Source organism: Candidatus Nitrosotenuis cloacae, from assembly GCF_000955905.1.
GTDB lineage: Archaea > Thermoproteota > Nitrososphaeria > Nitrososphaerales > Nitrosopumilaceae > Nitrosotenuis > Nitrosotenuis cloacae.
On the sequence record NZ_CP011097.1, the window covers coordinates 1,160,322 to 1,185,506 of the forward strand.

At 42.6% G+C, this 25,185-nt stretch carries 26 protein-coding genes; 6 read left to right on the forward strand and 20 right to left on the reverse strand.

Annotated features, from left to right (window positions below):
- Positions 1–70 precede the first annotated feature (70 nt).
- Positions 71–367 (forward strand): single stranded DNA-binding domain-containing protein, encoded by a 297-nt coding sequence (locus SU86_RS06650; RefSeq protein ID WP_236687677.1) that lies wholly within the window; start codon positions 71–73, stop codon positions 365–367.
- Here SU86_RS06650 and SU86_RS06655 read toward each other — a convergent pair.
- Both SU86_RS06655 and SU86_RS06660 read right to left on the reverse strand, forming a co-directional pair.
- Complete coding sequence (locus tag SU86_RS06655) at positions 364–966, reverse strand: hypothetical protein (RefSeq protein ID WP_048188427.1); 603 nt, start codon at positions 964–966, stop codon at positions 364–366. The genes SU86_RS06650 and SU86_RS06655 overlap by 4 nt on opposite strands.
- Positions 967–998: 32 nt before the next feature.
- Complete coding sequence (locus tag SU86_RS06660) at positions 999–1,766, reverse strand: coiled-coil domain-containing protein (RefSeq protein ID WP_052755584.1); 768 nt, start codon at positions 1,764–1,766, stop codon at positions 999–1,001.
- A 126-nt stretch (positions 1,767–1,892) separates the two neighbouring features.
- On the opposite strand from SU86_RS06660, the gene SU86_RS06665 reads away from it, so the two are divergent.
- Positions 1,893–2,222, forward strand: coding sequence for a hypothetical protein (locus SU86_RS06665; RefSeq protein WP_420887324.1), 330 nt, complete (start codon positions 1,893–1,895; stop codon positions 2,220–2,222).
- On the opposite strand, the gene SU86_RS06670 is transcribed toward SU86_RS06665, so the two are convergent.
- Positions 2,211–2,858, reverse strand: coding sequence for a phosphatase PAP2 family protein (locus tag SU86_RS06670; protein WP_236687678.1), 648 nt, complete (start codon positions 2,856–2,858; stop codon positions 2,211–2,213). The genes SU86_RS06665 and SU86_RS06670 overlap by 12 nt on opposite strands.
- A gap of 107 nt (positions 2,859–2,965) precedes the next feature.
- Between SU86_RS06670 and SU86_RS06675 the strand changes: the two genes are divergently transcribed.
- The gene (locus SU86_RS06675; RefSeq protein WP_048189328.1) at positions 2,966–4,174 is read left to right on the forward strand and encodes a phosphoglycerate kinase; all 1,209 of its coding nucleotides are present in this window, start codon (positions 2,966–2,968) and stop codon (positions 4,172–4,174) included.
- Here SU86_RS06675 and SU86_RS06680 read toward each other — a convergent pair.
- From SU86_RS06680 to SU86_RS06745, 14 genes are all read right to left on the reverse strand, one after another.
- The gene (locus tag SU86_RS06680; RefSeq protein WP_052755706.1) at positions 4,167–4,496 is read right to left on the reverse strand and encodes a hypothetical protein; all 330 of its coding nucleotides are present in this window, start codon (positions 4,494–4,496) and stop codon (positions 4,167–4,169) included. The genes SU86_RS06675 and SU86_RS06680 overlap by 8 nt on opposite strands.
- A gap of 10 nt (positions 4,497–4,506) precedes the next feature.
- The gene (sufU, locus tag SU86_RS06685; RefSeq protein ID WP_048188432.1) at positions 4,507–4,941 is read right to left on the reverse strand and encodes a Fe-S cluster assembly sulfur transfer protein SufU; all 435 of its coding nucleotides are present in this window, start codon (positions 4,939–4,941) and stop codon (positions 4,507–4,509) included.
- Complete coding sequence (locus SU86_RS06690) at positions 4,938–6,179, reverse strand: aminotransferase class V-fold PLP-dependent enzyme (RefSeq protein WP_048188434.1); 1,242 nt, start codon at positions 6,177–6,179, stop codon at positions 4,938–4,940. Before SU86_RS06690 ends, sufU begins: the two co-directional genes overlap by 4 nt.
- A gap of 2 nt (positions 6,180–6,181) precedes the next feature.
- Positions 6,182–6,490 carry a Rieske (2Fe-2S) protein gene (locus SU86_RS06695; RefSeq protein WP_048188436.1) on the reverse strand — a complete coding sequence of 103 codons (309 nt, stop codon included), beginning with the start codon at positions 6,488–6,490 and terminating at the stop codon, positions 6,182–6,184.
- A gap of 6 nt (positions 6,491–6,496) precedes the next feature.
- Positions 6,497–7,897, reverse strand: a complete 1,401-nt coding sequence (locus SU86_RS06700; protein WP_048188438.1) for a SufB/SufD family protein — start codon at positions 7,895–7,897, stop codon at positions 6,497–6,499.
- A gap of 19 nt (positions 7,898–7,916) precedes the next feature.
- Positions 7,917–9,317: a Fe-S cluster assembly protein SufB gene (gene sufB, locus SU86_RS06705; RefSeq protein WP_048188440.1), complete on the reverse strand. Its 1,401-nt coding sequence runs from the start codon at positions 9,315–9,317 to the stop codon at positions 7,917–7,919.
- Between the two features lie 82 nt (positions 9,318–9,399).
- Positions 9,400–10,200 carry a uroporphyrinogen-III synthase gene (locus SU86_RS06710; protein WP_048189330.1) on the reverse strand — a complete coding sequence of 267 codons (801 nt, stop codon included), beginning with the start codon at positions 10,198–10,200 and terminating at the stop codon, positions 9,400–9,402.
- A complete protein-coding gene (gene cobA, locus SU86_RS06715) occupies positions 10,197–10,940 on the reverse strand; it encodes a uroporphyrinogen-III C-methyltransferase (protein WP_048189331.1) in 744 nt (247 codons plus the stop codon). The genes SU86_RS06710 and cobA overlap by 4 nt, the downstream gene beginning before the upstream one ends.
- Entirely contained in the window at positions 10,937–11,872 is a 936-nt protein-coding gene (hemC, locus tag SU86_RS06720; protein ID WP_048188442.1) for a hydroxymethylbilane synthase, read from the reverse strand. Before hemC ends, cobA begins: the two co-directional genes overlap by 4 nt.
- Positions 11,869–13,140 carry a glutamate-1-semialdehyde 2,1-aminomutase gene (gene hemL, locus SU86_RS06725; RefSeq protein WP_048188444.1) on the reverse strand — a complete coding sequence of 424 codons (1,272 nt, stop codon included), beginning with the start codon at positions 13,138–13,140 and terminating at the stop codon, positions 11,869–11,871. Before hemL ends, hemC begins: the two co-directional genes overlap by 4 nt.
- Before the next feature lie 251 nt (positions 13,141–13,391).
- Positions 13,392–18,638: an HYR domain-containing protein gene (locus SU86_RS06730; RefSeq protein ID WP_052755587.1), complete on the reverse strand. Its 5,247-nt coding sequence runs from the start codon at positions 18,636–18,638 to the stop codon at positions 13,392–13,394.
- Positions 18,639–18,713: 75 nt separating this feature from the next.
- The gene (locus SU86_RS06735; protein ID WP_048188446.1) at positions 18,714–19,490 is read right to left on the reverse strand and encodes an ABC transporter permease; all 777 of its coding nucleotides are present in this window, start codon (positions 19,488–19,490) and stop codon (positions 18,714–18,716) included.
- On the reverse strand, positions 19,487–20,494 hold the full coding sequence (locus SU86_RS06740; protein WP_048188448.1) for an ATP-binding cassette domain-containing protein: 1,008 nt from the start codon (positions 20,492–20,494) through the stop codon (positions 19,487–19,489). Before SU86_RS06740 ends, SU86_RS06735 begins: the two co-directional genes overlap by 4 nt.
- 203 nt (positions 20,495–20,697) lie before the next feature.
- Positions 20,698–21,150: a PRC-barrel domain-containing protein gene (locus tag SU86_RS06745; RefSeq protein WP_048189334.1), complete on the reverse strand. Its 453-nt coding sequence runs from the start codon at positions 21,148–21,150 to the stop codon at positions 20,698–20,700.
- An 87-nt stretch (positions 21,151–21,237) separates the two neighbouring features.
- Between SU86_RS06745 and SU86_RS06750 the strand changes: the two genes are divergently transcribed.
- Entirely contained in the window at positions 21,238–21,564 is a 327-nt protein-coding gene (locus SU86_RS06750; protein WP_048188451.1) for a nitroreductase/quinone reductase family protein, read from the forward strand.
- On the opposite strand, the gene SU86_RS06755 is transcribed toward SU86_RS06750, so the two are convergent.
- Complete coding sequence (locus tag SU86_RS06755) at positions 21,541–22,185, reverse strand: hypothetical protein (protein ID WP_048189336.1); 645 nt, start codon at positions 22,183–22,185, stop codon at positions 21,541–21,543. The genes SU86_RS06750 and SU86_RS06755 overlap by 24 nt on opposite strands.
- A gap of 80 nt (positions 22,186–22,265) precedes the next feature.
- Between SU86_RS06755 and SU86_RS06760 the strand changes: the two genes are divergently transcribed.
- On the forward strand, positions 22,266–22,757 hold the full coding sequence (locus tag SU86_RS06760; protein WP_048188454.1) for a hypothetical protein: 492 nt from the start codon (positions 22,266–22,268) through the stop codon (positions 22,755–22,757).
- Here SU86_RS06760 and SU86_RS06765 read toward each other — a convergent pair.
- Both SU86_RS06765 and SU86_RS06770 read right to left on the reverse strand, forming a co-directional pair.
- Complete coding sequence (locus SU86_RS06765; RefSeq protein ID WP_048188455.1) at positions 22,733–23,392, reverse strand: hypothetical protein; 660 nt, start codon at positions 23,390–23,392, stop codon at positions 22,733–22,735. The two genes, SU86_RS06760 and SU86_RS06765, sit on opposite strands and share 25 nt — an antisense overlap.
- 14 nt (positions 23,393–23,406) lie before the next feature.
- Positions 23,407–24,885 carry a hypothetical protein gene (locus SU86_RS06770; protein WP_052755590.1) on the reverse strand — a complete coding sequence of 493 codons (1,479 nt, stop codon included), beginning with the start codon at positions 24,883–24,885 and terminating at the stop codon, positions 23,407–23,409.
- Positions 24,886–24,995: 110 nt separating this feature from the next.
- On the opposite strand from SU86_RS06770, the gene SU86_RS09825 reads away from it, so the two are divergent.
- On the forward strand, positions 24,996–25,148 hold the full coding sequence (locus SU86_RS09825; protein WP_162487894.1) for a hypothetical protein: 153 nt from the start codon (positions 24,996–24,998) through the stop codon (positions 25,146–25,148).
- Positions 25,149–25,185 lie beyond the last annotated feature (37 nt).

Here is a 25,185-nt window from a genome sequence, read left to right on the forward strand (position 1 = left end):
CCAAGGAATCAATCCAAAAAATTATCCAAAATTAAAAAACTTAATTATAGATTGATTTTGAAACCAATTCGTGGTAACAACAGACCAAGCAAAAAACATGCGAAATAAAATCGACATTGAAGGAACCGTAGAAAGGGTGGGGGAGCCACGAACAGTAAATCTCAAAGTTGGCGGAACAACCGAGGTGTGCGATGCATTTTTGGTTGATGAAGCAGGCGAAATAAAGCTGGCACTTTGGGGAGAGGACATCAAAAAAGTAAAGAACGGCTCCAAGATCCTAATCAAAAACGGATACACAAACACCTTCAAGGGAGAAGTCTCGCTTGGAAAAGGCAAGTACGGCGAGATAGTAGTTAAAGAATACTAGATATACTTGGAATCTTGTTTTTTCTTGTAATCAATCACTAGTATTATCACTCCAATTATTATTATTATAATACCAAGAATCAAAAGAATTCCAGATATTGCCAATGGTAGAATGGTCTTTGCCAGAGGTGAGTTTGGATCAGAGAACTTTTCAGATTCCTCCGGGTTTTTTGTAAACATCATCATAACATTGATTGGTCGCTGTCCTGTGTTTTTTACATTGAAATTGTAAATGTCTGCATTTGTTACTTGCATTGTCTCAAAAAATGCAGGCTGTTTTGAATTGAATGCGCCAAGGTCATCTCCATAAATGTTTGATATGGTAACCAAAACCGAGTCATTGTTCTGGTAATCCATTATCTGCAGGCCCCAGAAGAGTGAACTCACATCAGATGTGGCATCAAACGAAAACGGAATGGTCTCGCCAGGCTCGATTTGTGTTCTGTCAGAGACCTGATCAAACATGCCCTCCATTAATTCAGACAGTGAAAACTCGGAATCTGGAAACCCAGTATCAGATACTAGCGACATGGCAAAGGCAAAGGACGCTATGATCATTGCCAGCCCGCCGACGGATACGTAAATGCCTCGTTTTTTCATCATAATGTGATAAAATTTGGATTATAATTTGTTTAGCGGTGTGATTTTTTCTTTGAGTTCTTTGCCTTTCTCTTTTTTGAGGAAGCCTTTCTTTTTGATGCTTTTTTCTTGGCTGCTGTTTTTCTTTTGGCTGCAGCCTTTTTGGCAGCTGCCTTTCTTTTTTTGGCCAACATCACCTCCAGCTTGGCATTGATCTTTGCTAGTGCCTTGTTTGCGCTCTCCTCCCGCTTGGAAGATGTTTCCAGTTTTTTCCTAAACATCTCGGAATCAACCTTGCTTTCCTTTAGCTGGGTTACAAGAATTGGTTTTGATTTTGCCTGCTTGTGGATTTTCTGAGATGTGGTGGATTGTGATTTTTTGTAATCGATGATTTCCTGGTCTACTTTTTTGACTGCCTTTTCTCGAATTTGTAGCTCGGACTCTAGTTCTTGAATTTTTTCAGTTGCCCCATCCAATCTGTACTGGGCGCTATCTTTTGCATCATCGGAATCTGCGTTTGCCAGATCGATTTCTGCCTGGTCCTTTACTTCGTGCTCGCGGACCAGTCTTTCATTGGCAGATTTTGCCAATCTCTCCAGGCTTTCCTTTCTTGCTAAAATCTGATTAAATTCTGCATTAATATCAGTCAGTTCCTCTTTGTTGTGCTCGATGTGTCGCTCCAAGGATCGTAATCCAGAAGATGAGCGTCTTCCAAGTGATAGTGCCTCCTTTAGTGCACGCTCGTTTTGCCTCCTAATCTTTGAGGCCTCCATTTTTTGCTGCTTTAGTCTCTCAGCTAGTTTTGCTAGGGTTGCCAACATCAAAACGTTGACGCCGACTATCGATAAGTTATAACTATTTTCAGTATTTGACTTGTGAGTTAAGAAATTTAACACTGTTACGAGTTTTTTGGTAGCGGTTTGGTGAGCGTTTAGTTAAATTGATCCATGAAATATCCAAAAACAATGGAGTTTCATCCATCACAAATTCCAATAATTAGGACATTTTCCATACCAGACGAAAAGGCAGCATCCGAGTCTGCAGCTGAAATGCTAAAACTAGGATTTGAAAACCAAAAGGGCGGATACAAGGTTCTGATGCCAAAACAGGAAAAACTTGCCAAGAGAATAGGCTTTACCATAACTACAGAGATCAATTACGGCCTAAGAAAGCAAAACCAAGATCGTAATCTACGATACTGGACATACCACCACGATGAGAAAAACTATGCCATTGTTTTGATCAGTGGTAAGGTCTTTGATGAGCTAGGTCTGTGATTTCTTAAAGATTTGACTCAGCTTTAGCTTGTTGCCAATTATTGCCGCAAGCGTTGTGCCAAAGATCACACCGCCAAAGACATCCATTGGGTAATGTTGTAATACATAGACTCGACTCAATGATTCTAGTATCGGAAATATCCAAATAAGATATCGTCCCCTTGGGAATCTCTCCGATAGAGCATATCCTACAATTAATGCTACGATTGCGGCCCTTGTTGCATGACCGGATGGAAATGAGCCGTTTGTACCAAGAACGAATGTGTCCTGAGCTATTTCATATGGTAGCTCTGATCCCAGAAACTCTAGTTCTGGTCGAGGATTATCAATGACATATCCCTTGAGATAGCCTGCACCTATTGTTCCCGCAACCAGGCTCAATAACATTATCATTCCTATTCGGCGCGTTCTTCGAATTATCAACAGAATGATACTAAACAGAACCAGCCATCGCACATCACCGATTTCGGTTATGACCCACATGGTGAGGTCTAGTGCATGGTTTCCGGCAATTGACTGGAAATACAGAACCGTATTCCTATCAAAATCGGTTGTGATTTTTTCATTTACCAAAACTGACAGTACGATAAATATCGCCACCAAGACAAGAAATGGTCTAGATCGTAGGCCAAACAACCAATTTTGCAATCACACAAACCCCTGAGCTGTCACTTTTAATTTTTCTGCAAGATTTGTTTCTGATCGGCTTAAAGATTTTAAGCTGGCAAAAAAACACACCAAGCGTGAAGATCCTAACGCTTGGAGACTTTGAGCTAAAGGGCAAGACAGTTCTCCTTCGTGTGGACATGAACTGTCCAATTGATCCTGCCACTGGTGAAATATCTGGTGTAAAAAGAATCGAGGAAGCTACTGAAACCATTCGGGCACTAAGTGAGGCCAAAGTTGTTGTGGTATCACACCAAGGGAGAGTTGGAAACAAGGACTATATTGGAATGGAGCAGCACGCAAAGATTTTGGAAAAAATGCTTGGCAAAAAAATCACATATGTGGAAGACGTGATTGGCTCTTTTGCTCAATCAGAGATAATGAAGATGAAAAACGGCGATATCATACTATTGGATAATTTGAGATTTTGCGCAGAAGAAAATTACGAGTTTTCTGCTGAAGATGCTGCAGAAACAATAATGGTGAAAAGACTGGGAAAACTTTTTGATCTTTGCGTTTTGGACTCGTTCCCATCTGCACACAGGGCGCATCCGTCATTGGTAGGATTCTCTCACACCATACCTGCATGTGCAGGAAAAATAGTAGAGCGCGAGGTAAGAAAGCTGGAAGAAATACTGACTGTTGCCAAGGCACCGCATGTTATAGTCCTCGGAGGCTCCAAAGTAACTGACAGACTAGAGGCAATCAAGATGCTAATAAAGCGAGGACGAGCCGACCAAATACTGCTCACGGGTCTCATTGGTAATGTTTTCATGCGTGCCCAGGCTCGAATCAAGTATCCATTGGGGATAAAGGGCGAGGAGGACGCCGTTGCAAAGGCGCACGCCCTGATGGGTGAGTACCCAGACGTGTTTTTCACACCAGTCGATGTCGCAATCGATCGGGACGGAAAAAGAGTCGAAATGGATGTGCGGGAGCTGAGCAAGGGCGACCAAATTTATGACCTTGGCCCAAAGACAATAGATCATTATTCCAAAATAATATCGAGTGCTGGAACTGTATTCATCTCAGGACCTCCAGGATTTTTCGAAAAGGAAAACTTTAGCTATGGAACCAAGTCAATGTTAGAGTCGGTTGCCAATTCCATGGCAACCACCATAGTAAGTGGAGGCCATCTGACATCTGCTCTCAAAAGATACGGCCTGGCAGAAAAGATAACCCACATCAGCACAGCTGGTGGTGCACTGGTGTTATACCTGACTGGCGAAACGCTGCCAATGATTCAATCACTAGAATCTGCAGCTACAAGATTCAAAGCTAAATAGACGCATTACAAGAAGAAATTGGGCAGTTTTTCTCCTCAGACTTGTTTATTGGTATTTCGGCATGACATGAATTGCATTTTATCTGCTCCAGTGGATCAAACAGCTTGAACCACTGTGTGGTAAAGTTTTGCGCAATGTTTCTCATTACTCCCGCATCACACAACTCGGTAAAGTGTTGCTCCATATCATCAATGGTTAGTGCAGAATCGATTTTGCCGCTTTTTTGTAATTCCGCAAAGACCTCGTCGTTTGTGAATCGCTCATCGGCATTATTGAATTTCTCAAAGATCGTCTTTCGTATGGCTAGAGATATTTCTGACACAAAAAACACCCTAGTATAGCGAGGAGGCTTCCTGCTTTAATGCATCTGCATTTGCGTCCTTGCTTGCCAAATACGAGTACAGCCCATATTTTAGGACCTTGAGCGATAACAAGGCACATTTGATTCTGACTGCTTGGAGGTTTTCAAGGCCTAATTCTCCCAGGACATCATTTTTTTGTATTTTTCTTGCGTCCTCGATGCTTTTGCCCTTGACGATTTCAGTCAAAACCGAGGTGCATGCCATGCAGATTGCGCATCCTCTACCATGGAACTTGATATCAGAGACACTATCATTTTCGACATTCATGAAAATATCAATGCTATCACCGCATAACGGATTGCTGTCATGGTATTGTATGGTGGGGTTTTCTATTTTGCCAAAATTGCTTGGGTGCCTTGAATAGTCCACTATCATTTCATGATAGATATCGGCATTGCTACTCATAGCTTGAATAACCTCGCTGCCCTTGCCAAAGAATTAATCAAAACATCGACTTCCTCTTTTGTGTTGTAGATATAGAAACTGGCTCGTGATGTTGCTGCAATGTCTAGCTTTTCCATCAATACCTGGGCGCAGTGATGGCCAGACCTTATTGCTATTCCATCTTCATCAATTATGGTTGCCAGATCATGTGGGTGAATGTCTGCAAAATTAAACGATATTACACCACCTCGCTTTGACATATCTGGTGTGCCGTATAGTTTTAGTCCGTTTATTTTTGATAATTGTTCCAATGCATATTTTGTAATTTCTACTTCGTGTGCTCGCACATAGTCCATTCCCAAATTATTCAAATAATCAATTGCCGCGGCAAATCCAATCACATCTGCAATGTTTGGAGTTCCTGCCTCAAACTTGTATGGAAGATCGTTCCAGGTTGTTTCATACTTGTGGACCTCGCGGATCATGTCCCCTCCTCCGTGGAATGGTGCCATCTGCTCTAGTAGTTCTTTTTTTGCCCACAATACTCCAACGCCAGTGGGTCCAAGCATTTTGTGCCCAGAAAATGCAAAAAAGTCACAGCCCATCGCACTCAGGTCAACTTTCATGTGAGGAACAGATTGTGCCCCATCAATCAAAACTCGAACACCTGCCTTTTTGCATTTGGCTATGATTGTCGCAACATCTGTAATGGTTCCCAACACATTTGACATTTGGCTTACTGCAACTAGCTTTACCTTGCCTGTTGCCAAAAACTGGTCCAGATGACTCAGAATTAATTCTCCGTTATCGTCAATTCCAATGTATTCTAGTTTGGCCTTTTTCTCTTGGGTCAGTAATTGCCATGGAACTATGTTAGAATGATGCTCGTATTCGGTGGTAACTATAATGTCACCTTCCTTGATGTTTTGCCTTCCCCATGCATATGCTACCAGGTTAATTGCCTCTGTGGTTCCCCGAACGAATACTATCTCTTGTCTATCTTTGATGTTTAGGAAGTTTGCAACTTTATCACGAGTCATCTCATATGCTTCTGTTGCCTCCTCTGCCAGTGCATGGACGGCTCGATGAATGTTGGAATTGTGATTTGTGTAAAAGTCAGTGATTACATTTATCACCTGGATTGGCTTTTGCGTGGTTGCTGCATTGTCCAGATATACCAATGATTTGTCGTTGCGCACCTTTCGTTGTAATATGGGAAAGTCCTTACGAATTTGCTCAACAGAAATTGCAGTCTGCATGATTAAACCTCAACGTAGATCTCGTTGTGATCTATTTTAACATTGTAAGTCTTCAGTGCAGCCTCTGCCGGCGGGTTTTGTGGTGTGCCATTTTCCAAATTGAAAACAGAAAGATGTAATGGACATCGCACTCCCTGCTCGCTCAAAAAGCCTGTGGACAAGTCAGCTTCCGCATGCGTGCAGATACGATCCGTTGCGAACAGCTTTCCGCCAAGGTTTGTGATGAGCAGTTTTTTTTCCTCTACATCAAATGAATACATATCATTGAGTGGTAGCTGGTCTTGCGCACATGCCTTTACCCATTTTCCCAAAAAATATCACCTGTACTTGTAGTGGGTTCCAAGCTGGTCGGCTTCCTTGTATCTTACCTCTTCAACTTCTACGATAGCTCGGAGGTTTTCGTCTGATTTTAGCACCAGGTCTTTTCCTGCCCACTTTGATTCAATCAAATATGCAATCCATGCTCGAACTTGGTACGACATTGAACGCGATACCGGCTCCATGAATCCCTCAACTATGATTCGCTCGGCCTCTGCCCTATCGAGGCAACGGCACCCAAGATAGAAGATTTGCTCCTCATCTACTTGTGCAACGGATGCAGAGTGGGTCGCCTTGACATCATTGGTCAGGATTTCAAGGCCTGGAATAGAATCGGACTTTGCATCCTTGTCCAACAATATAGAACGACCAGAAAGAAATGACTTTGATTGTGATGCGCCTTCCAGAATTTTGATCATTCCCTTGAATAATGATTTTGATTTGTTTCGCAGAACTGATCTTTGCACTACCTTTCCCTCTGTGGATTGTTTTCTGTGGATAAGATTTGCCGAGATATCAAAGGATTGCTCGTTATCACCAAATACTATTTCTGCATCTTCTGCGTTTGCGCCAACTCCATCCAGATAATAGTTGGTTCTGTATCTGGATAGCAGGGAGCCAAACAATCCCAAATACCAGGTTATCTTTGCATCCTGAGATATTGTGCAGTTCCTAGTGGAAAAGCTGACAGCGGACTGGTCCATTGCCTGAAATGTTGTAATAGATAGATTCGAGTTTGCCTGCGCATCTATTGTGAGTAGTTCCAGATAGGCTTGCTGGTGTGCGCCCTTTGGTGCGTATAGTTCTTGTACAACGCTTGCCTTGCTGCTTTGTTCAGATATTATGATGTTTTTGGATATAGTAGATGTTCCGTCTGGCGATACGGATGATACAATATGGATTGGCTTGTCTAGTATGAGGTTTTTTGGTATTTTGATAAATATTCCCGAGTTGAATGCCGCGTTGTTTAGTGCGGTATACTTGTCTTCTTTGGGATCAGAGCCTTCCAGAATTTTTTTCACTAGATCTCCGTGTGTCTGTATTGCATCATAAATAGAGCAGATGACTAGGCCCTTTGATTTTAGGTCCTCTGGGATATGCACTCGAAAAATGTTAGTTCCTGCCTGGATGATGTGAATTTCTTTTTCCAGCTCGGCAAGTCTTGGAGATAGTGCATCAAAGATTGCGTTTTGTGAATCCGAGACCAGAGATACCTCGGCCGGATTCATTCTCTTTGCGTCGGTGTACTTGTTGTATAGTGGTGAGACTTCAGCAGGTAAAGACTCGTAGATTGCAAACGAGTTTTTGCGGAACTGCTTTAGCCACTCTGGTTCTTTTTTTAGAGCAGAGATTTCATCTACTGCAGATGTTGTTATTGTGGATAAGGCAAGTGATTGCATTTTGCAAAACCGATAGGAGTTATCCTACCGAGTCGTCCATTTCCAGCTTTATGAGTCGATTAAGCTCGACTGCATATTCCATTGGAAGCTCTTTTGTGAATGGCTCCATGAATCCGTTTACAATTAGTGTTAGTGCTTCTTCCTCTGAGAATCCCCTAGTCATCAAATAGAAGATTTGCTCGTCTCCGATTTTTCCTACAGTTGCCTCGTGAGTGACTGTGGCATCTTCTTGGTTAATTTCCATGTATGGGTAAGTGTCTGTCTTTGATGTGTCATCTAGTAACAAGGCGTCGCATCGAACTGAGGACTTTACGTTTGTTGCGCCTTTTGCTACATGGAGTAATCCACGATATGTGGTTCTGCCATTTAGTCTGCTAACTGATTTTGATGTTATGCGTGATGTGGTGTCTGGTGCTAGGTGTACCATCTTTGCTCCAGTGTCTTGGTGCTGTCCTTTTCCTGCAAATGCAATTGAAAGGGTTTCACCGTGTGCCTTTGGTTCTAGTAGATAAATTCCAGGATACTTCATTGTGATTTTGCTGCCAATGTTGCCATCAATCCATTCCACCTTTGCGCCTTGGTATGCATATGCTCGCTTTGTAACTAGATTGTACACATCGGAGCTCCAGTTTTGGATTGTTGTGTATCGTAGTTTGGCGTCCTTGTGTGCAACCAACTCTACTACTGCAGAGTGCAATGATTCTGATGAGTAGACGGGTGCTGTGCATCCTTCGATGTAATGTATTTCTGAGCCTTCATCTGCAATGATTAGTGTTCTCTCAAATTGTCCAATGTTTTCTGCGTTGATTCTAAAGTATGCTTGCAATGGCATGTCCACTTTGACTCCTGGTGGAATGTAGATGAACGAGCCACCGCTCCACACTGCAGAGTTTAGTGCTGCAAACTTGTTGTCTTCTGGTGGAATGATTTTACCAAAATATTTCTTGAATATTTCTGGGTGCTCTTTTAGTGCAGTATCAGTGTCCAAGAATAGTACGCCTTGCTTTGCTAGATCTTCTCTTAGGTTGTGATATACGACTTCGGACTCGTATTGTGCGCCTACACCTGCAAGGAATTTCTTTTCTGCCTCTGGAATTCCCAGCTTGTCAAAGGTACGCTTTACCTCTGCTGGAACATCGTCCCAGTTCTTCTCGGTTTTCTCAGATGCTTTTGCATAATAGTAGATGTTTTGAAAATCAATAGAGCTCAAGTCTGCACCCCAGTTTGGCATTGGCTTTTTCATAAAGACCTCAAAGGATCTCAGTCTGAAATCAAGCATCCATTGCGGTTCGTTTTTTAATCGTGAAATTTCTACAATTACTTCTTTTGATAATCCTTTTTTTGATAAGTGCACATACATCTCGGTGGATTCTTTGAAATCATATTTTGAATAATCCATGTTGAGATTTTCTTGCGCCATGCAAAACAGAACATTGTTTTGTTATAAATAGATTCTACACTATTTACTAGTTGGGTCTAGGAGTAGGGAAAGCTAATGTAGCTTAAGCTAATGAAAAAATATTTTTCATTGCTTCAAATGCACCAGGGACAGTGTGCACATCGGCCACCTTGGGTTCTGCGTTGAATTTTTTTAATTCGTCTGCAGTGAACGGTCCAATTGCAACAATTTGTGTTTGATTTAATTTTTTTAACAAGTCTGATTCTGTGAAATCATCTGACATTATCTCAAAGAATCCACGCACTGATGATGCAGATGTGAAAACGATTCCATCTATTTTGTTTTGTGAAAACGATTCCTTGAAGGCATCCCATTGTGTGTGATCTGAAAATGCCTGCACATCATACAAGTGATTCTCTTTTACTACCAGTCCAATTTTTTGCAACAGTTTTGCCAAAAACTCTGTAGAGGCGCCACTTCGTGGAACAATTACCTTTTTGCCCTCTGCGTTTAGCTTGGTGAACTGCTCACCCACGCCTACCGATGAAAATTTGGATGGCATAAAAGATACCTTGATGCCTTCGTTTTCTAGTGCCTGCTTTGTCTTTGGGCCTACCGCCATTACCACGGTGTTTGCTATTGCAAGCTGGAGTGATTGGTATTTTGGGCCATTTCTTGCCACATCAAATAACAGTTTGACTGCCTTTGAGCTCATAAAGACGGAATAGTCTGGCCGGAATTCCTGTACATCACTGAGGAACTCGTCAACTATTTTTTCACCCTTTGATACCAGTTCTATGGTTGGAATCGGCATCGGAATTGCATTTTCCTTTGATGCCAGATCGATGAATTCTTGGGCATCATCCTTTGATCGTGTGATTGCTATTGTTTTGCCTGAGATCATTTTCTCCACATTATGGTTTTGTGTAGTTTTACGACATTTCCTATTATTATAATTGAGGGTGGTGTGATGTGATGGTCCTTGATTTTTTGTGATATGTTGGAGAGATTGCCAATTAGGATCTTTTGATCATCGTTTGTGCCCTTTTGTATGACAGCAACCGGCGTTGTCTTGGACATACCACCAGAAATCAACTGCTTTGATATTATTCCTATTCTGGATAATCCCATCATGATTACTATTGTCTCGACTGACTTTGCAAGCTTTTTCCATTGTACTGGGTTTTTTGTCTTGTCAGGATCTTCATGGCCTGTCACAAACACCACAGATGATGAATATTTTCTATGAGTCAGCGGTATACCAGAATAAACTGCAGAACCGATTCCGGATGTTATGCCAGGAATGATCTCAAACCGTATCTTGAATTTTTTTAGATATTCTGCTTCCTCACCGCCTCTTCCAAAGATGAATGGGTCCCCACCCTTTAGTCGCACGACATTTTTGTTTGATTTTGCAAACTTGACCATCTGTAGATTAGTGTCATCTTGATGTTTGTAGTCATCACCCACTTCACGCCCAACGTAAAGCTTTTGTGTTTTCTTTGGAATCATGGCAAGAATTTTCTTGCTTACCAGTCTATCATACAATACCACGTCAGCAGATTTGATTAGTTCCACTGCGCGTATCGTCAATAACTTGTGGTCTCCAGGACCTGCCCCAACCAAATATACAATTCCAGTCATGTTTTGTTCCACTCGTCCAGCTTTGCTCTCCAGTCTTTGGCAAGATCATTTACACCTTTTCGTTGTAATTCGTCTGCTGCCTCCTTTCCTATTTGGTACGAGTTGGATTTTGGGCCTGACTTGTTTACTATTAACGCCTGTTTGCCATCAATTGAGTAGGCAACGACTGTGAGGTCTAGATTCTCGCCATTTACTTGGGCAAATGCCCCAACTGGGAATCTGCACCCAGAATCTACAAACTCGGATAATGCACGCTCTGACTCTACTGCAAGTCTGGTGTTTTGGTCCTCGATTTTTTTTAGCATTGATATGGTGATCTGATCGTTTTTTCTGCACACTATTCCCAATGCGCCCTGACCTGGAGATGGCGGAAAATCAATTGTAGACAGTGAGGTGTGCTTTACATTTACGCCGAGTCGATTTATTCCGGCTTGTGCTAATACAATACCATCAAATGTTCCATCCTGGACTTTTTTTATTCTGGTTTCAACATTTCCTCGGATGTTCTTTACTGTAAGGTCTGGCCTTTTCCTCGATACCTGAACTACGCGCCTCAGACTGCTTGTTCCAATTGTAGAGCCCTCCGGAATCGTTTCAAGTGTGTCTCCGTTTTTTGAAATAAAGATGTCATTGTATGGCTCGCGCGATGGTACACATCCAAGTATGAGATCATCAGGTAGGATGGATGGTACATCCTTGAGGCTGTGCACTGCAAAGTCTACTTGTTTTTCTGCAACTGCTTTGTCGATTTCCTTCTCAAATATTCCCTTTTGGTTTATTGTGAATAAGGGTCGCGCATCGGTGTCGCCCTTTGTTGTGATGGTTTTGATTTCATAATCAGAGTCTGGATTTTCGCTTTTTAGCTCAGAAACTACCCAATTTGTTTGTGCTACAGATAGCTGACTCCCCCTAGTGCCTATCAGGTATTTCATTGTCTGACCTGCCTTAAGGAATTATCATACGCATGCATGGTTGCCTCAAGGTCTGATTGCGTGTGTGCGTAAGAGAAAAACCCGGTCTCAAACTGGGATGGCGCAACAAAGACTCCTTGCTTTAGCAAATGATGGAATAGTTTTTGGAATTTTTTTCCATCCGCTCGCTTGGATGAAGCATAATCTGTTACTGGCTTGTCGGTAAAGAAAATCTGAAACATGGATTCTATTGCGTTTACCTGGTGGGATATGCCATATTTTGTGGCGGATTCATGGATTGATTTTGCCAAAGTAAGGCACTGCTTTGCTATTTTTGGATAGATTTTGTTTTTTAGAGTAGACATTGTTCTAATGGATGCAATTCCAGCTGCTACTGAAATCGGATTTCCGGCAAATGTGCTTGCCTCGTATACTTTACCCCCAGGTGCAAGCTGGTCCATGATCTCTTTTCTGCCACCTATTGCAGATATTACAAATCCATTTGATAGTGATTTGCCAAGAGTTGTAAGGTCTGGTTTGATTCCAAAGTATTCTTGTGCACCACCCAGGCTCATCCTAAATCCAGTTATGATTTCATCAAAGATCAGCGGAATGTCTGCTTGTTTTGTCATCTTTCTCATGTCTTTGAGAAAATTCTTTTGCGGTAGGATCAAGCCCATGTTGCCAAGAACCGGTTCTACTATCACGCCTGCAATGTCCTTGTTTTTTGAAATCACACGATCTAATTGTTCTGAATTGTTATACTGCACTACGATTGTGTTTTTGGTAAAATCATTTGGTATGCCATCAGAGACTGCAATTCCTGCCGAGCCAGAGCCTGCTCGGACCAGCATTGATTCATGTGCTCCGTGGTAGCATCCTTCAAATTTTATTATCTTTTTTTTCTTGGTAAATCCTCTTGCCAGTCGGATCGCAGTCATGGTAGCTTCGGATCCGGTGTTGACTAGGCGAATCTTTTGCATTGATGGGTATGATTTCTGGATTAGTTCTGCAAGTTCGATTTCAAGTGCGGTTGGTGCACCATATAATGTGCCAATGCTTAGCTGTTCTTGCACTGCAGATATGACTTCAGGATGCTTGTGGCCTAGAATCATTGCGCCATAGCCTGTACAGTAATCGATGTACTTGTGTCCGTCTTCGTCCCAGATTTGGCTTCCTTGGGCTTTTTTTACAAAAAACGGATATGGCTCAAAGAATCTGACTGGACTGTTAACACCGGACGGGATTACTTTTTTGGCAGAATTAAATAATGACTTGGATTTTGGCAACGAATTTGAGTGAATTTTTGTTATTATTAATCGTAAATGCCGAGATTCAAGTTAATCTGACCAATCTTACCAGAGAAAATTAAATCGTATTAACTAGGCAGAACTAGGCAGTTTGAAATCATATCAAATAGGAAAAATAGGAAAATTTTGGAAAATTATTCTAATGTGGTAAAAGCAACCCCAATGTTACTGAGATTAAACTGGAGCCGATCATATGTGATGAACCGGTTTCAAATTATATCTGAATTTTACTATTCACATTTTATCAGAATGTCATCGTCATGTTCTGACACTATGCAGGAATCAGAGTCATCGCCACCATCAATTATATCAATTCCAGTCAAACCGATTAGAATGTCCTCGCCAGACTGTCCCTTTATGATGTCTGCTCCATCTCCACCATTAATGTAGTCATTTCCTTCGTTTCCATAGATAATGTCATCACCGTCGCCAGATAGTACACAATCGTTTCCTTTCTCTGCTGTGATGATGTCATCGCCTCCAAGGCTGATTATCAGATCAGCCAGGTTCGTTCCAACTAGGATATCGTCATCCTCTTTGCCCAATATTACATTGTATGATGATTCGGACTTGCCGCATGCCTCAACGGTTACGGTTTGGGTCTTGGCGAGTGCATTGCCAAATCTGTCCTCAACACTCCATGTTACGATAGTTTCACCTAGTGGGAAGACGGATGGCGCATCGTTTGTTATTTGTGGAGTATCATCTGTGAGATCAGTTGTACTTGCTACACCAATTGATACAGGCGTCTTGAGCGATAGTGCATCAGCTACTACATTTTCTGGAATTACAAGTGATGGTGCAGTGGTGTCCACTATTGTAATGGTCTGTGTGATGTGAGATGAGTTTTCTGCCTCGTCTGTCGCAGTCCAGGTTACTATTGTTTCACCTAGTGGGAAGACGGATGGTGCATCGTTTGTGATAAAGACCTCGCTTACTGCATCTATTGCAGTGGGCAACGATAATGAGATGTGGTTCTCAGATGCAGAAGTTGCCTCTACACTTAGAGACTCTGGTGGTGTGATCTTTGGTGCAGTGGTATCGGTGATGGTGACCTTTTGAGTGGTAGTCGCTACGTTTCCTGAAGAATCAGTTGCGGTCCAGGTTATGATGGTCTCGCCTAGCTTGAATGCTTCTGGGGCGTCGTTTGTGATTGTGTTAACTTCCACTAGATCGTTTGCATCTGCTTTTCCAAGTGATACGGCATTGCTCTCAAAGGAATCTGCCTCTTGTGTGATATCAGCTGGTGCAGTTATGGTTGGAATTGTGGTGTCCTCTACTATGATTCTCTGTGATGCAGTAGCCGAATTGCCTGCCTCGTCTGTTGCAGTCCAAGTAACGGTGGTCTCGCCTAGTGCGAACTGCTTTGGTGCATCATTATCCAGTGATGTGATATCTAAAATATCAAAGACAGTCGGGGTTGTAAGCGATACTTCGTTGTTGTCCTTGCTGGTTGCCTCTACTGTAATGTCTGCCAGTCTGGTAAACTTTGGCGGAACGGTATCAACTAGTGTTACCTTTTGAGATACAGATTCTGTGTTGCCTGAGCTGTCCTTTGCAGTCCAGGTGACTACGGTTTCGCCTACTGGGAATAATTCTGGAGCATCGTTTGTGATGGTCTCAATTCCTACATTATCTGAAACAGATGGTGTCTCTAGTGTGACGGTATTTTCTAGCTTGGACGTTGCTTCTTGAGTGATATCAGATGGTGCAGTTATGGTTGGTGAAGTGGTATCGGTGATGGTGACCTTTTGGGTTGCCGAGTTTGTGTTGCCAGACGAATCAGTTACTATCCAAGTTATGACAGTCTCACCTAGTGGGAATGATTCGGGAGCATCGTTTTCAACTGATGCTACCGCTACTGCATCGCTTGTCTGTGCATCACCCAAGGACACTACATTATCATCTAGTGAGATTGCCTCGGATGTAATGTCTGCTGGTGCTGTAATGCTTGGTGCGACTGTATCAGTTACTATGACTTTTTGAGTGGTAGTTACGGAATTGCCAGACGAGTCGACTCCAATCCAAGTTACTATTGTCTCACCTAGTGGGAATGATTCTGGTGCATCGTTTGTGATGGTAACATCGCTAACGGAGTCTGTTGTGGTTGGTTCTCCAAGTGAGATTTTATTTTCACTAGTAGATGTAGCCTCAAATGCAATATCAGATGGTGCAGTTATGGTTGGTGCCGTAGTATCCTGTATGGTTATGGTTTGGGTTGCAGTAGCTGAATTGCCTGCCTCGTCTGTTGCAGTCCAAGTAACGGTTGTGACTCCTAATTTGAAATTCTCTGGTGCATCGTTTGTGACAGAGACCACCTCGACTAGATCGTTTGATTTGATGGTTCCAAAGTCAACCGAGTTTTTGTCCTCACTTGTTGCCTCTATCGTAACATCAAAGACTCGGATCTCTGGCTTGGTTGTATCAACAATGTTTATTTTTTGTTCCACACTTGCGCTCAAGCCTGAAGAATCAGTCGCAGTCCAGGTTATGATAGTCTCCCCTACTAGGAATAATTCTGGAGCATCGTTTGTGATGGTCTCAATTCCTACATTATCTGAAACAGATGGTGTCTCTAGTGTGACGGTATTTTCTAGCTTGGACGTTGCTTCTTGAGTGATATCAGATGGTGCAGTTATGGTTGGTGAAGTGGTATCGGTGATGGTGACCTTTTGGGTTATAGTTGCAGAATTGCTTGCTTCGTCTGTTGCAGTCCAGGTTACTATTGTCTCACCTAGTGGGAATGATTCTGGTGCATCGTTTGTGATGGTAACATCGCTAACGGAATCGGTTGCAATGGGCAATGATAGTATGACGGCATTCTCAGACGATGAGGTTGCCTCGGATGTAATGTCAGACGGTGTGGTTATAGTTGGTGAAGTAGTATCGGTAATTGTAATGCTCTGAGTTGCAGTTGATGTGTTTCCTACCGTATCTGTTACGGTCCAAGTTACTATTGTCTCACCTAGTGGGAATGATTCTGGTGCATCGTTTGTGATGGTCTCAACTCCTATTGCGTCGGTTGCTTCTGCTTTTCCAATTGATATTATAGTGCCATCTCGTCCTGTTGCCTCTGATGTGATATTTGCAGGAACGGAAATTACTGGCGCGGTACCATCTGATACTGTGATCAATTGAGTTGCCGAGTTTGTGTTGCCAGACGAATCAGTTACTGTCCATGTTATGACAGTCTGTCCTAGCTTGAATGCTTCTGGAGCATCGTTTGTTATGGATTGGACCTCGACTAGATCAGATGTCTTTGGTTCACCCAGTGTGATGATATTTTGATCAAGACTCGTTGCTTCAAAGGTTACATCTGATGGTGCCGATATATTCGGCTTTGTGGTGTCAATTATGGTAACGTTTTGGTTCTTTGATATTGAATTGCCAAAGCTGTCAGTTGCAGTCCAGGTTATGATGGTACTTCCAAATGGATAATCAGACGGCCCATTGTGGCTAATTGAGGAAACACCAGTTGCATCCGTTGCTGTTGGCTCACCTAGCGATATGACGTTTCCTGTTTTTCCGGTTGCCTCTTGTATGATATCTGCAGGTATGCTCAAGTCAGGTGCACTAGTATCAATTACGGATATGATTTGGGACGTTGTGGAATTGTTCCCAGAGGAATCTTTTGCAGTCCAGGTTATGGTAGTTTGGCCTAGTGAGAAAAATGTCGATGCATCGTTTGTGATGGTTATGGCTTGGATATCAGTTGCATTTGGCGCAACTAGTGTTACTGGGTTTTGTTTTTCAGATACTGCCTCCACACTTAGCTCGGCAATTTTTGAGATTATTGGTGCCGTGGTGTCTATAATGGTTATCTTTTGGGTTGCGGAACCAACATTTCCTGCAACATCGATTGCAGTCCAAGTTATGGTAGTTTCACCCAGTGGGAAAAACTCTGGTGCATCGTTTGTTATTGATGATAATTCGCTGTTATCAGTAATTGATGGCTCACCCAGTGCCACAACATTTTGATCAAGGCTTGTTGCTTCTGATGTGATTGCTGCAGGTGCTCTAACCTTTGGCGGTTTAGTGTCAATTACGGTTACTGTCTGGGTATAAGTTGCCTCGTTTTTTGCAACATCGACTGCAGTCCAGGTTATGGTAGTTTGGCCTAGTGAGAATGTCTCTGGTGCATCGTTTGTTATGGATAATACTCCGACCTGATCATTTACTGTCGGATTTCCAAGGTTTGCTGTGTTTTGAGCACCGTTTGCTTCTAGTGTGATGTCGGTTAATCCTGAAATTACTGGCGGTGTTGAATCCCCAACGGTAATGGTCTGAGTTGCAATTCCCATGTTTCCGGCATTATCTATTGCAGTCCAAATTACTGTAGTAATTCCTAGGGGGAATTCTTCTGGGGCATTACTTGTTATGGACTTGATTCCACTCTCGTCGTTTGCTATTGCCTGTCCAATTGATACTCGTGTCAAGCCGCCTGATGCCTCTACATAAAGATCCTTTGGTGGGTTCACTGTTGGTTTTTTGAGGTCATTGGCTATTGGTTTTTGTGGCGTTTTGGTCTGTGTTGTTTGTGTAGATGTGGCTTGTGTGTCCTTAGAGCCAAACTTTTGGATTCGGTGATTGCTGGAATCAACTACAAATAAATCACCATCAGAATCTAGTGCCACATCCTTTGGCAGCTTGAATTGTGAATTGCCAGAGCCGGCTTTACCAAAGCTTGTAATGGTATTGCCATCTTTATCCAAAACAACGATTCTGCTGCCACCAGCATCAGCCACAATGATATTTCCTGAGGAATCAACGTCGATCCCGTCTGGCGATATTTTGATTCCGCCAGATGCCGCATTATATGAAACTACAAAGACTCCGTTTGAGTTGAATTTCTGTATCCGATTATTTCCAGAATCTGCAACAAAAATATTTCCATCAGAATCCACCGCGATTCCAAGCGGGGTTAGAAATTTTCCATCACCTGTACCACTGGAGCCAATTATTGAGACAAATTTTCCGCTGGAATCAAATTTTTGTACACGTGCATTTGCCGTGTCCACTACATAGACAAAGTCATCCTTTGATACTGCTATTCCGTTTGGTAGCTTTAGTTTTCCTGCTTCGGTTCCCGTACTTCCCCAAGACGAGATAAAGTTTCCATTTAGATCAAACTTTTTGATTACGTTTAGCTCATGGTCTGTAACATACACATAGCTTCCACCAACTGCAATTCCCGCTGGTGCATGAAATTCTGACTTGCCGGTTCCCTTTGATCCCCAGGAATGTAAAAACTCGCCGTCGTTGTCGAATTTTTGGACTCGGGCGTTTCCAAGATCAGTTACATAGATGTTTCCTGATTCATCAACTGCGGCATACTGTGGATAGGTAAATGCCCCGGTCTTGACCAAGCCCTGACTGCCAAAGCTGTCAACGTATGGATAACTGGCTGCCATTGCAGACTGGGAAAATATCAAGGTAAAAACAAAAAACGCTGCTAGGGTAGCTATTTTGAGCTGCATTTACGCATTGTTGGTTTTGTTTGCAAAAGATCTGCCAAGTTAGGAATTGTTGAAGTTTAGGTCAATTTTTCAGACTTAGAAGGGCTTGTTGACCTCACGCGTAAAGACATAGCTTGCAAGTGCAATCATTGCTATGACAAACGCGCCAATCACTCCCAGGCTCAATGCAGTCGATACACCTTCTGTTACGCCAGTCATCAGCCCACGCACTAATAGTACGGTGTACGTCACAGGGTTTAGTCTGGCAATTGTTGCAAGCCAATCTGGTAATAATTCCAGAGGGAATAGAGCTGGGCTGAGCATGAAAAGCGGCATGCCAAGAAAGTTTATGATTCCCCAAAAGGTCTCTTGTGACTTTGCAGTAGCTGCCACCACCACAGATATTCCGGAAAACCCAAGTGAAAACAAGATAACAATTGCCATTATCGGAATGATTACCAAGTAATTGGAAAAGCTGACCCCAATCAGTATTGCAATTCCAATTATCAGAGCAGACTGCATTGCAGAAATCAAAGAGATGGCAAGCATCTTCCCCAATGCAATTGATGAGCGCGATGCCGGCGAGACTAGTGCCTTGTTCATAAAGCCATATCGTCTATCCCATAGTGTGTTGACGCCGCCAAAAATGCTGGTAAAGATTGCCGTCAATATTATAACACCTGGTGCCATGAACTCCAAATAGCTGCCATCAAAGCCAACAGATTGGATAAGCGGTTTTGTTCCAGCAAATGTATGACCTATTACAATAATCCAGATTGCCGGCTGGATTAGTCTGATCAAAATTCCGCTTCGAGACTTTCTGTATCGTTTTAGCTCGCGCCAAAACACGGTATAGGTATCATACAGCATCATGCCTTCATCCTCTGCATTTTGCGATATTCCTTTCTTCTGTCGTATGATTTTTGAGTGCTATCATCCCTTAGGTCATGCCCAGTATATGACAAAAACACATCATCAAGTGTTGGCGGTGTTATGGATACTGACTTTATCACCACACCAAGACTGGCAGACAGTGAAAAGATCATTGGTGCAACCTCGGTTCCTTTCGATGAAAACACTGTAATGGTGTCATTGGATGTGGTAGCATCCTTTACGAATTCTATTTGTTTTATCTTTGAGACAAGCTCGGATTTTGCCAGACTCTCATCCAAGGTGATAGATATTATTCCACCACCCAAGGCGTTTTTGAGGCTGGATGGTGCATCAATTGTCTGGATTTTGCCGTGATCAATGATCCCAATTCGGTCGCACAGCTTGTCTGCTTCCTCCATGTAATGAGTGGTCAGAAATATCGTCATGTGGTATTCGTTGTGGATTTTTTTGATATACTCCCAGATTTTTTGCCTAGTCTGGATATCAAGGCCTACCGTTGGCTCATCCAAGAAGAGTACCTTTGGTCGGTGTAATAACCCGCCAGCTATCTCCAGTCTCTTTCGCATTCCACCGGAATACGTGATTGCCGCATCATTGGATTTATCATCCAATTCTACCAGATTCAGCAGATCATCTATTCTGGAATTTATCTTGTCCTTTGGGATGTGGTTTAGTCTTGCTTGTAATAGTAGGTTTTCTCGTCCTGTAAGGTATTCATCAATTGTAATGTCTTGTTGTACATATCCGATGCTCTCTCGCACTTTTTTTTGCTGGGACGACACATCAAAGCCCGCAACAAATGCCTGCCCACCAGATGGCTTGAGTAATGTGGTTAGAATCATCATCGTGGTGCTTTTGCCAGCGCCATTTGGGCCCAAAAACCCAAAGATCTCGCCCTCATTGACATCAAAAGAGATCCCATCTACTGCTATTGTTCCAGAGTTGTAGATTTTTCTGAGATCCTTTGTCTGTATTGAATGCACTAGTCAAACCAAAGAGAATCAGTATAAAATACTAGGTTTTTGCGATCACAGAAAATGCGCACAAAAAAAAATAAAAGTGGAAAAAACTTTTTGCAATCATGAAAGGTTTGTGTCATGTCTGCAGTACATCAAACATAGAGATAACGCTGGAAAGTGGCAAACCAGTGTGTGCTGCCTGCAGATTAAAAACAAAATAAAAAAGATTAGTGTAGGTTTTTGAACTGATCTTTTGTCAGTTTTAGAATTACATTTTCCCCTACTCCCCAAATGTCGGATTTTGTGACTATTCTGGTATGGAGCAATCCGTCAGATACCTCGATTGAGTGGAGCTCGCTGGTCTGTGGATCCTTGACTAGTCGCTTGATCTTGCCAAGCTTGTGTCCATCAATGTCAACCACGGTAACATTTGTTCGCACCGGTGACCTTGAGAGTAGCAAAGTCTCTTCTGTGAATTGGTCGATGTATTCTGTCGGTAGATAGTAATCCTTGTGGAATCCTTGGTGTATGGTAACTCCCGAGACAGCGAGTGTCTTGGAATTGATGTGAATGTGCTTTACCTCACCGTACTTGATTCCTTCTCTGTCAACTACCCTTTTGCCTGTGAATGTGTCTGCTGTGCACAGGTTGTCTGGTATTTCTTCTAGGCGTGTTGCCATGGTGTGGAGTATCAAAATTGCTTTTTCAAACCAAAAATTACAATTTTCAATCAATCGGATTAAATTACTTGACTTTGCCCGCACTTTGTGCAGCCAGGCGCATTCAGGGCCATTCTAGTCACTAAAGGCAGAAAGACGGGAAAAGAACATGCAGTTTGGCTTCGAGCAGTATCATATGATAATATGGTGTATTTTTCTCGCAGAAACGAACATTCAGACTGGCTAAAAAATGCCCTTGTAAATCACACCGTACGAGTAGAGTGGGACAACAGATCACACTCTGGTGTGGCATCTCTGGTAACGGACCGAGTCCTCGCACAGAAAATATCCGAGCTGAAATATCCTGGAGAGGAGCGCGCCCAAGAAGTAAGAATTGTGTTACAGATAAGACTAGACGATATGAATAATGGCTGAGACTCCGCGCTTTTCTGATTCATATCCGTTTTCCATCTCTGCCACCGTAACAGTGAATGATATCAGATCACGTTGTTGTGTCTGCGTTGCATCCAAATACAGATTTACATCCATCAGATCAAACTCTTCCTGCGGCACTTTGGTCTCATCGATGAACGCCTTGGCTGTCGATTCCACTCGGAATTGTTGTCCCTTGTAGTGCTCGATGATCTTGACCTTTCTGCCATTTCTGCCGACTGCCTTGATGTTGATTGATATGATTCCAGGCTTTGAGCTGGTATAGCCAGACTGTTTGTTCACAAATGCGCCAAGCTGAAAGGGCTGTCCCGCAGTGGATTCTGCCATTTTCTGTATGCCGTCATTCATTGCAACATCAACTCCTTTGATGGTTTGGGCTACCTTGGCAATCCACTCGTTGCTCTTTGTAATTACTGCCGCGATTCGATCTCGCCTTTTTTTGTCCTCTTCTGGGTCTAGCTGGTATCTATCCACCCACGCCAGGTAATCCTTTGATATGTCCTCAATGAATGTCATGCAGGTTACCTTATAGTCATCTACGCTATTTGCCCGCTCTGATCCTTCATCAGTCCTCATCCCATCATAGTCGGCAGGCATTGCCATTGCTCTCAGATCACACCAGTCCATAAAAAACCAATCACATTTTGAAAAAATATAACTAAATCCAAACCATCAAACCATGAATGAGCTTTTCCGCCGTCACAAAGGAGCTGCAAGGTCAGCTGAAATCAAATCTGCCACAAATAATGATCCTATTGAAAAAAAATCCTGCAATGGCATACACCAGAATAACTGAGATTGGGATTGGGGTTGGGAAAAAATACAACATCCAGTTGTTGGTGAACTTTCCACATGAAAACAAGATAGACGAATTTGATTATTACGGAAAAAGGGATCTCTCCATCATAATAGATAGGCAAAAAAAGAACTTTCCAATAGAACGCCAAACCATCAAGGAAAAGGCAAGAGAGATTTTTGGTAATGCGCAAATAGATGACGCTTACATGTATGAGGGAAAGGAAGGAGTCAGGGTTACATTTGATGGCGGAAGAATAGACATCTTGCCTCACTCACTTCACATTTGGTGTATGTTTGATGATAAAGTGAGCGGTTATTGTGACTGGTTACTATCCAAGGTGTACGACCGGGATCATTCCAGTGCGACCAGCTCATAGGAATAGTCCAGATTTCCATCTATGGTGTAGTATTGCGCCTTTACCGGCAACGGAGTGTTTTCTGCAACCCAAAGTTTGTTCTCTATATCATTTATCTTGTATGATACCAAAAACGTCTTGAGTGTGCCAAACTCAAACTGTGTATCGGAATATTCCATAAGCTTTAGCTTTGGGGTGAACTTGCCAACAAATGTCACTCCCCATTCTGCACCAACCACCAGATATTTAGAGCCGGTAATCGTGTCCCTCACTGAAAAGACGGTCTTGTCCAAAACATGGACGTATGGTTTGATCTCCTCATTTGCTCCGATAAAGACATAGGCTTGGCCCAGTTCTAGCTGCTGCTCGACGTGCTGTCCTGTCTTTTTATCATCTATGATAAGGCGCACTTGTTGTGTGTCGCCAGTTTGTTCCAAGAATTGTAGTTTTGCCAAAAGATCATAATCCTGATAGTTCACCAAATATTGCAGTGTTGGCTTTTCTTCTGCTCCCTTTCCCAGATGCCACTGGTGTGCAAATCTCGGAAGAACGTTCTGCTCAGATCCTGGAACGCCGTTCAAAAATGGGAATGCCAAGCCAATTGCAGCTGCGCCCAGCATAATCCCTAGTGGTATGAATAGAATTTTTCGGGCCAACTACAGAACCGAATTTAGGACTTTAATTTGATGATTCCGTTTGTTATCAGATACTGGATTCCATTGACAAAGTCCTTATCAGTGGTTTGTCCCTGTGCCCAGAATTTGGCAGCATCCTTTACCCAAGCTGGTATGGTGTCGCTTTTTGCGCTAGCTGTGGTGCTTGATGGAATTTTGATTATTTTTTGATTGATCAAATATTGGAGTCCAGACACAAAGTCCTTATCAGTAATTTTGCCGTCTGCCCAGAATTGTGCATTGCTCTTAATCCAGGATGGAATTACAATGTCGCCCTTTGGCGGTATGTCTTTTGGTGGTGTGGTAGAGGTTCCAGCCTGAACGTCAACATCAAATGTTACAAATCCTGCCTTTGCAGAGTCAGGAGCAGTTTCAGGACCGGTGCCAGAGACATAAATCGCATAAGTCGTCTTGCCGGATTCTTTGATGTCAATAGTGGTACGGACCTGTCCTCCAGTGGTAAAGAGTGTGTCTCGATTGTCCTCATTTGCAACTGAACGAATTGGCTTTGCACCGTCTGCAGTCATCTCCACTACCAGTATATCATAGTGGACTTGGCTTACGAATTCTTCCTGATTTGCGCTACGCTTAAAGTCAATTATCATGTCCATTGGGCATCCTTGCATTGGTTTTTGTGGTGAGTATTTTACATTGATTATCATGGTGTTTGTGTTTGTGTTCTTTGTGACAAATGCAAATTGGTCAGTGATTGCAGGGCAGTTCTTGTCTCGTATCACCTCACCGCTGTCTTTTTCTTTCTCAAACGGATCTTTCTTTACGTCTTTTTGATAGTCCAATAATTCGAATCTATATTCTTGTGGCGGAACGCCTGATGAAACATGGGCATAAGTGTCGGCCTTTACTGGGAATGGAAAATTATCTACAACCCAGACATTGTTTATTTTGCCTCCTGTCTTCCAGGATATACGCACAGTGTCAAAGATCCCATCAGGAACTGCTATTTTTTCCTCAGATGATGGAAGGATTTGTTCGCCTCCAATGTTGCCGATCTTTCCCCAAGATGGCATTGCGAATTTTTTTGGTCCCTTACCAGTACTATCTTTAATGTCTCCAGTTGCATATGCTGAGAGCCATGACAAAGATGACTTGAATGCAGCTGCATATGGAACCATGTTCTTGCTGCTACCAATTGGTTCTGCAGCAATTTTACCTAGATTGATTGTTCCCTTGTGGGTCTTGCCACCATCTTTTACTAGAGTCTTTAGATGCCATTGGTTTTCGCTTCCGACTTGTTGATCGCCTTCCACCCAAAAGTCAATCTGGAATTTGGTGCAATCCTTATAGTAAACATGACATAGTGAATAGCTAAAGTAATCTCCTTTTTTGAGTCCCTCCCCAACAAACCAAGAACCCTCCTTACTTACGCCACCGGCTTGGACCTGAGCGCTTGCGCCATGAACTAATCCGGATGAGATTAGAGAAATAGCAAGTAATGCAACTAAAACTGTCTTCAAGTGATTACTATAGTTGATTTTGGATAGTTAAACGTTATTCAGCTGAGCTAAGCAAATATAGAGGCAGTTGGGTTTGCCAAATAGAAATGTGCGAATGCGCCAAAATTCACATGTTTGAAATAGAATTCAAGCTTGCCGGAATGACAGTTGTTCCAACGCACAAAAACTGCGGCAATCCGCTAAACGGGCCACAGCTGGAAAAATTCCAAAAAGAACTAGTAAAGTCATGGGGCTTAGATCCTGAAGACGAAAAACTCATCTAGTAATAATTAAAAAATAAAAACAAAAAGTAGGTTAAGT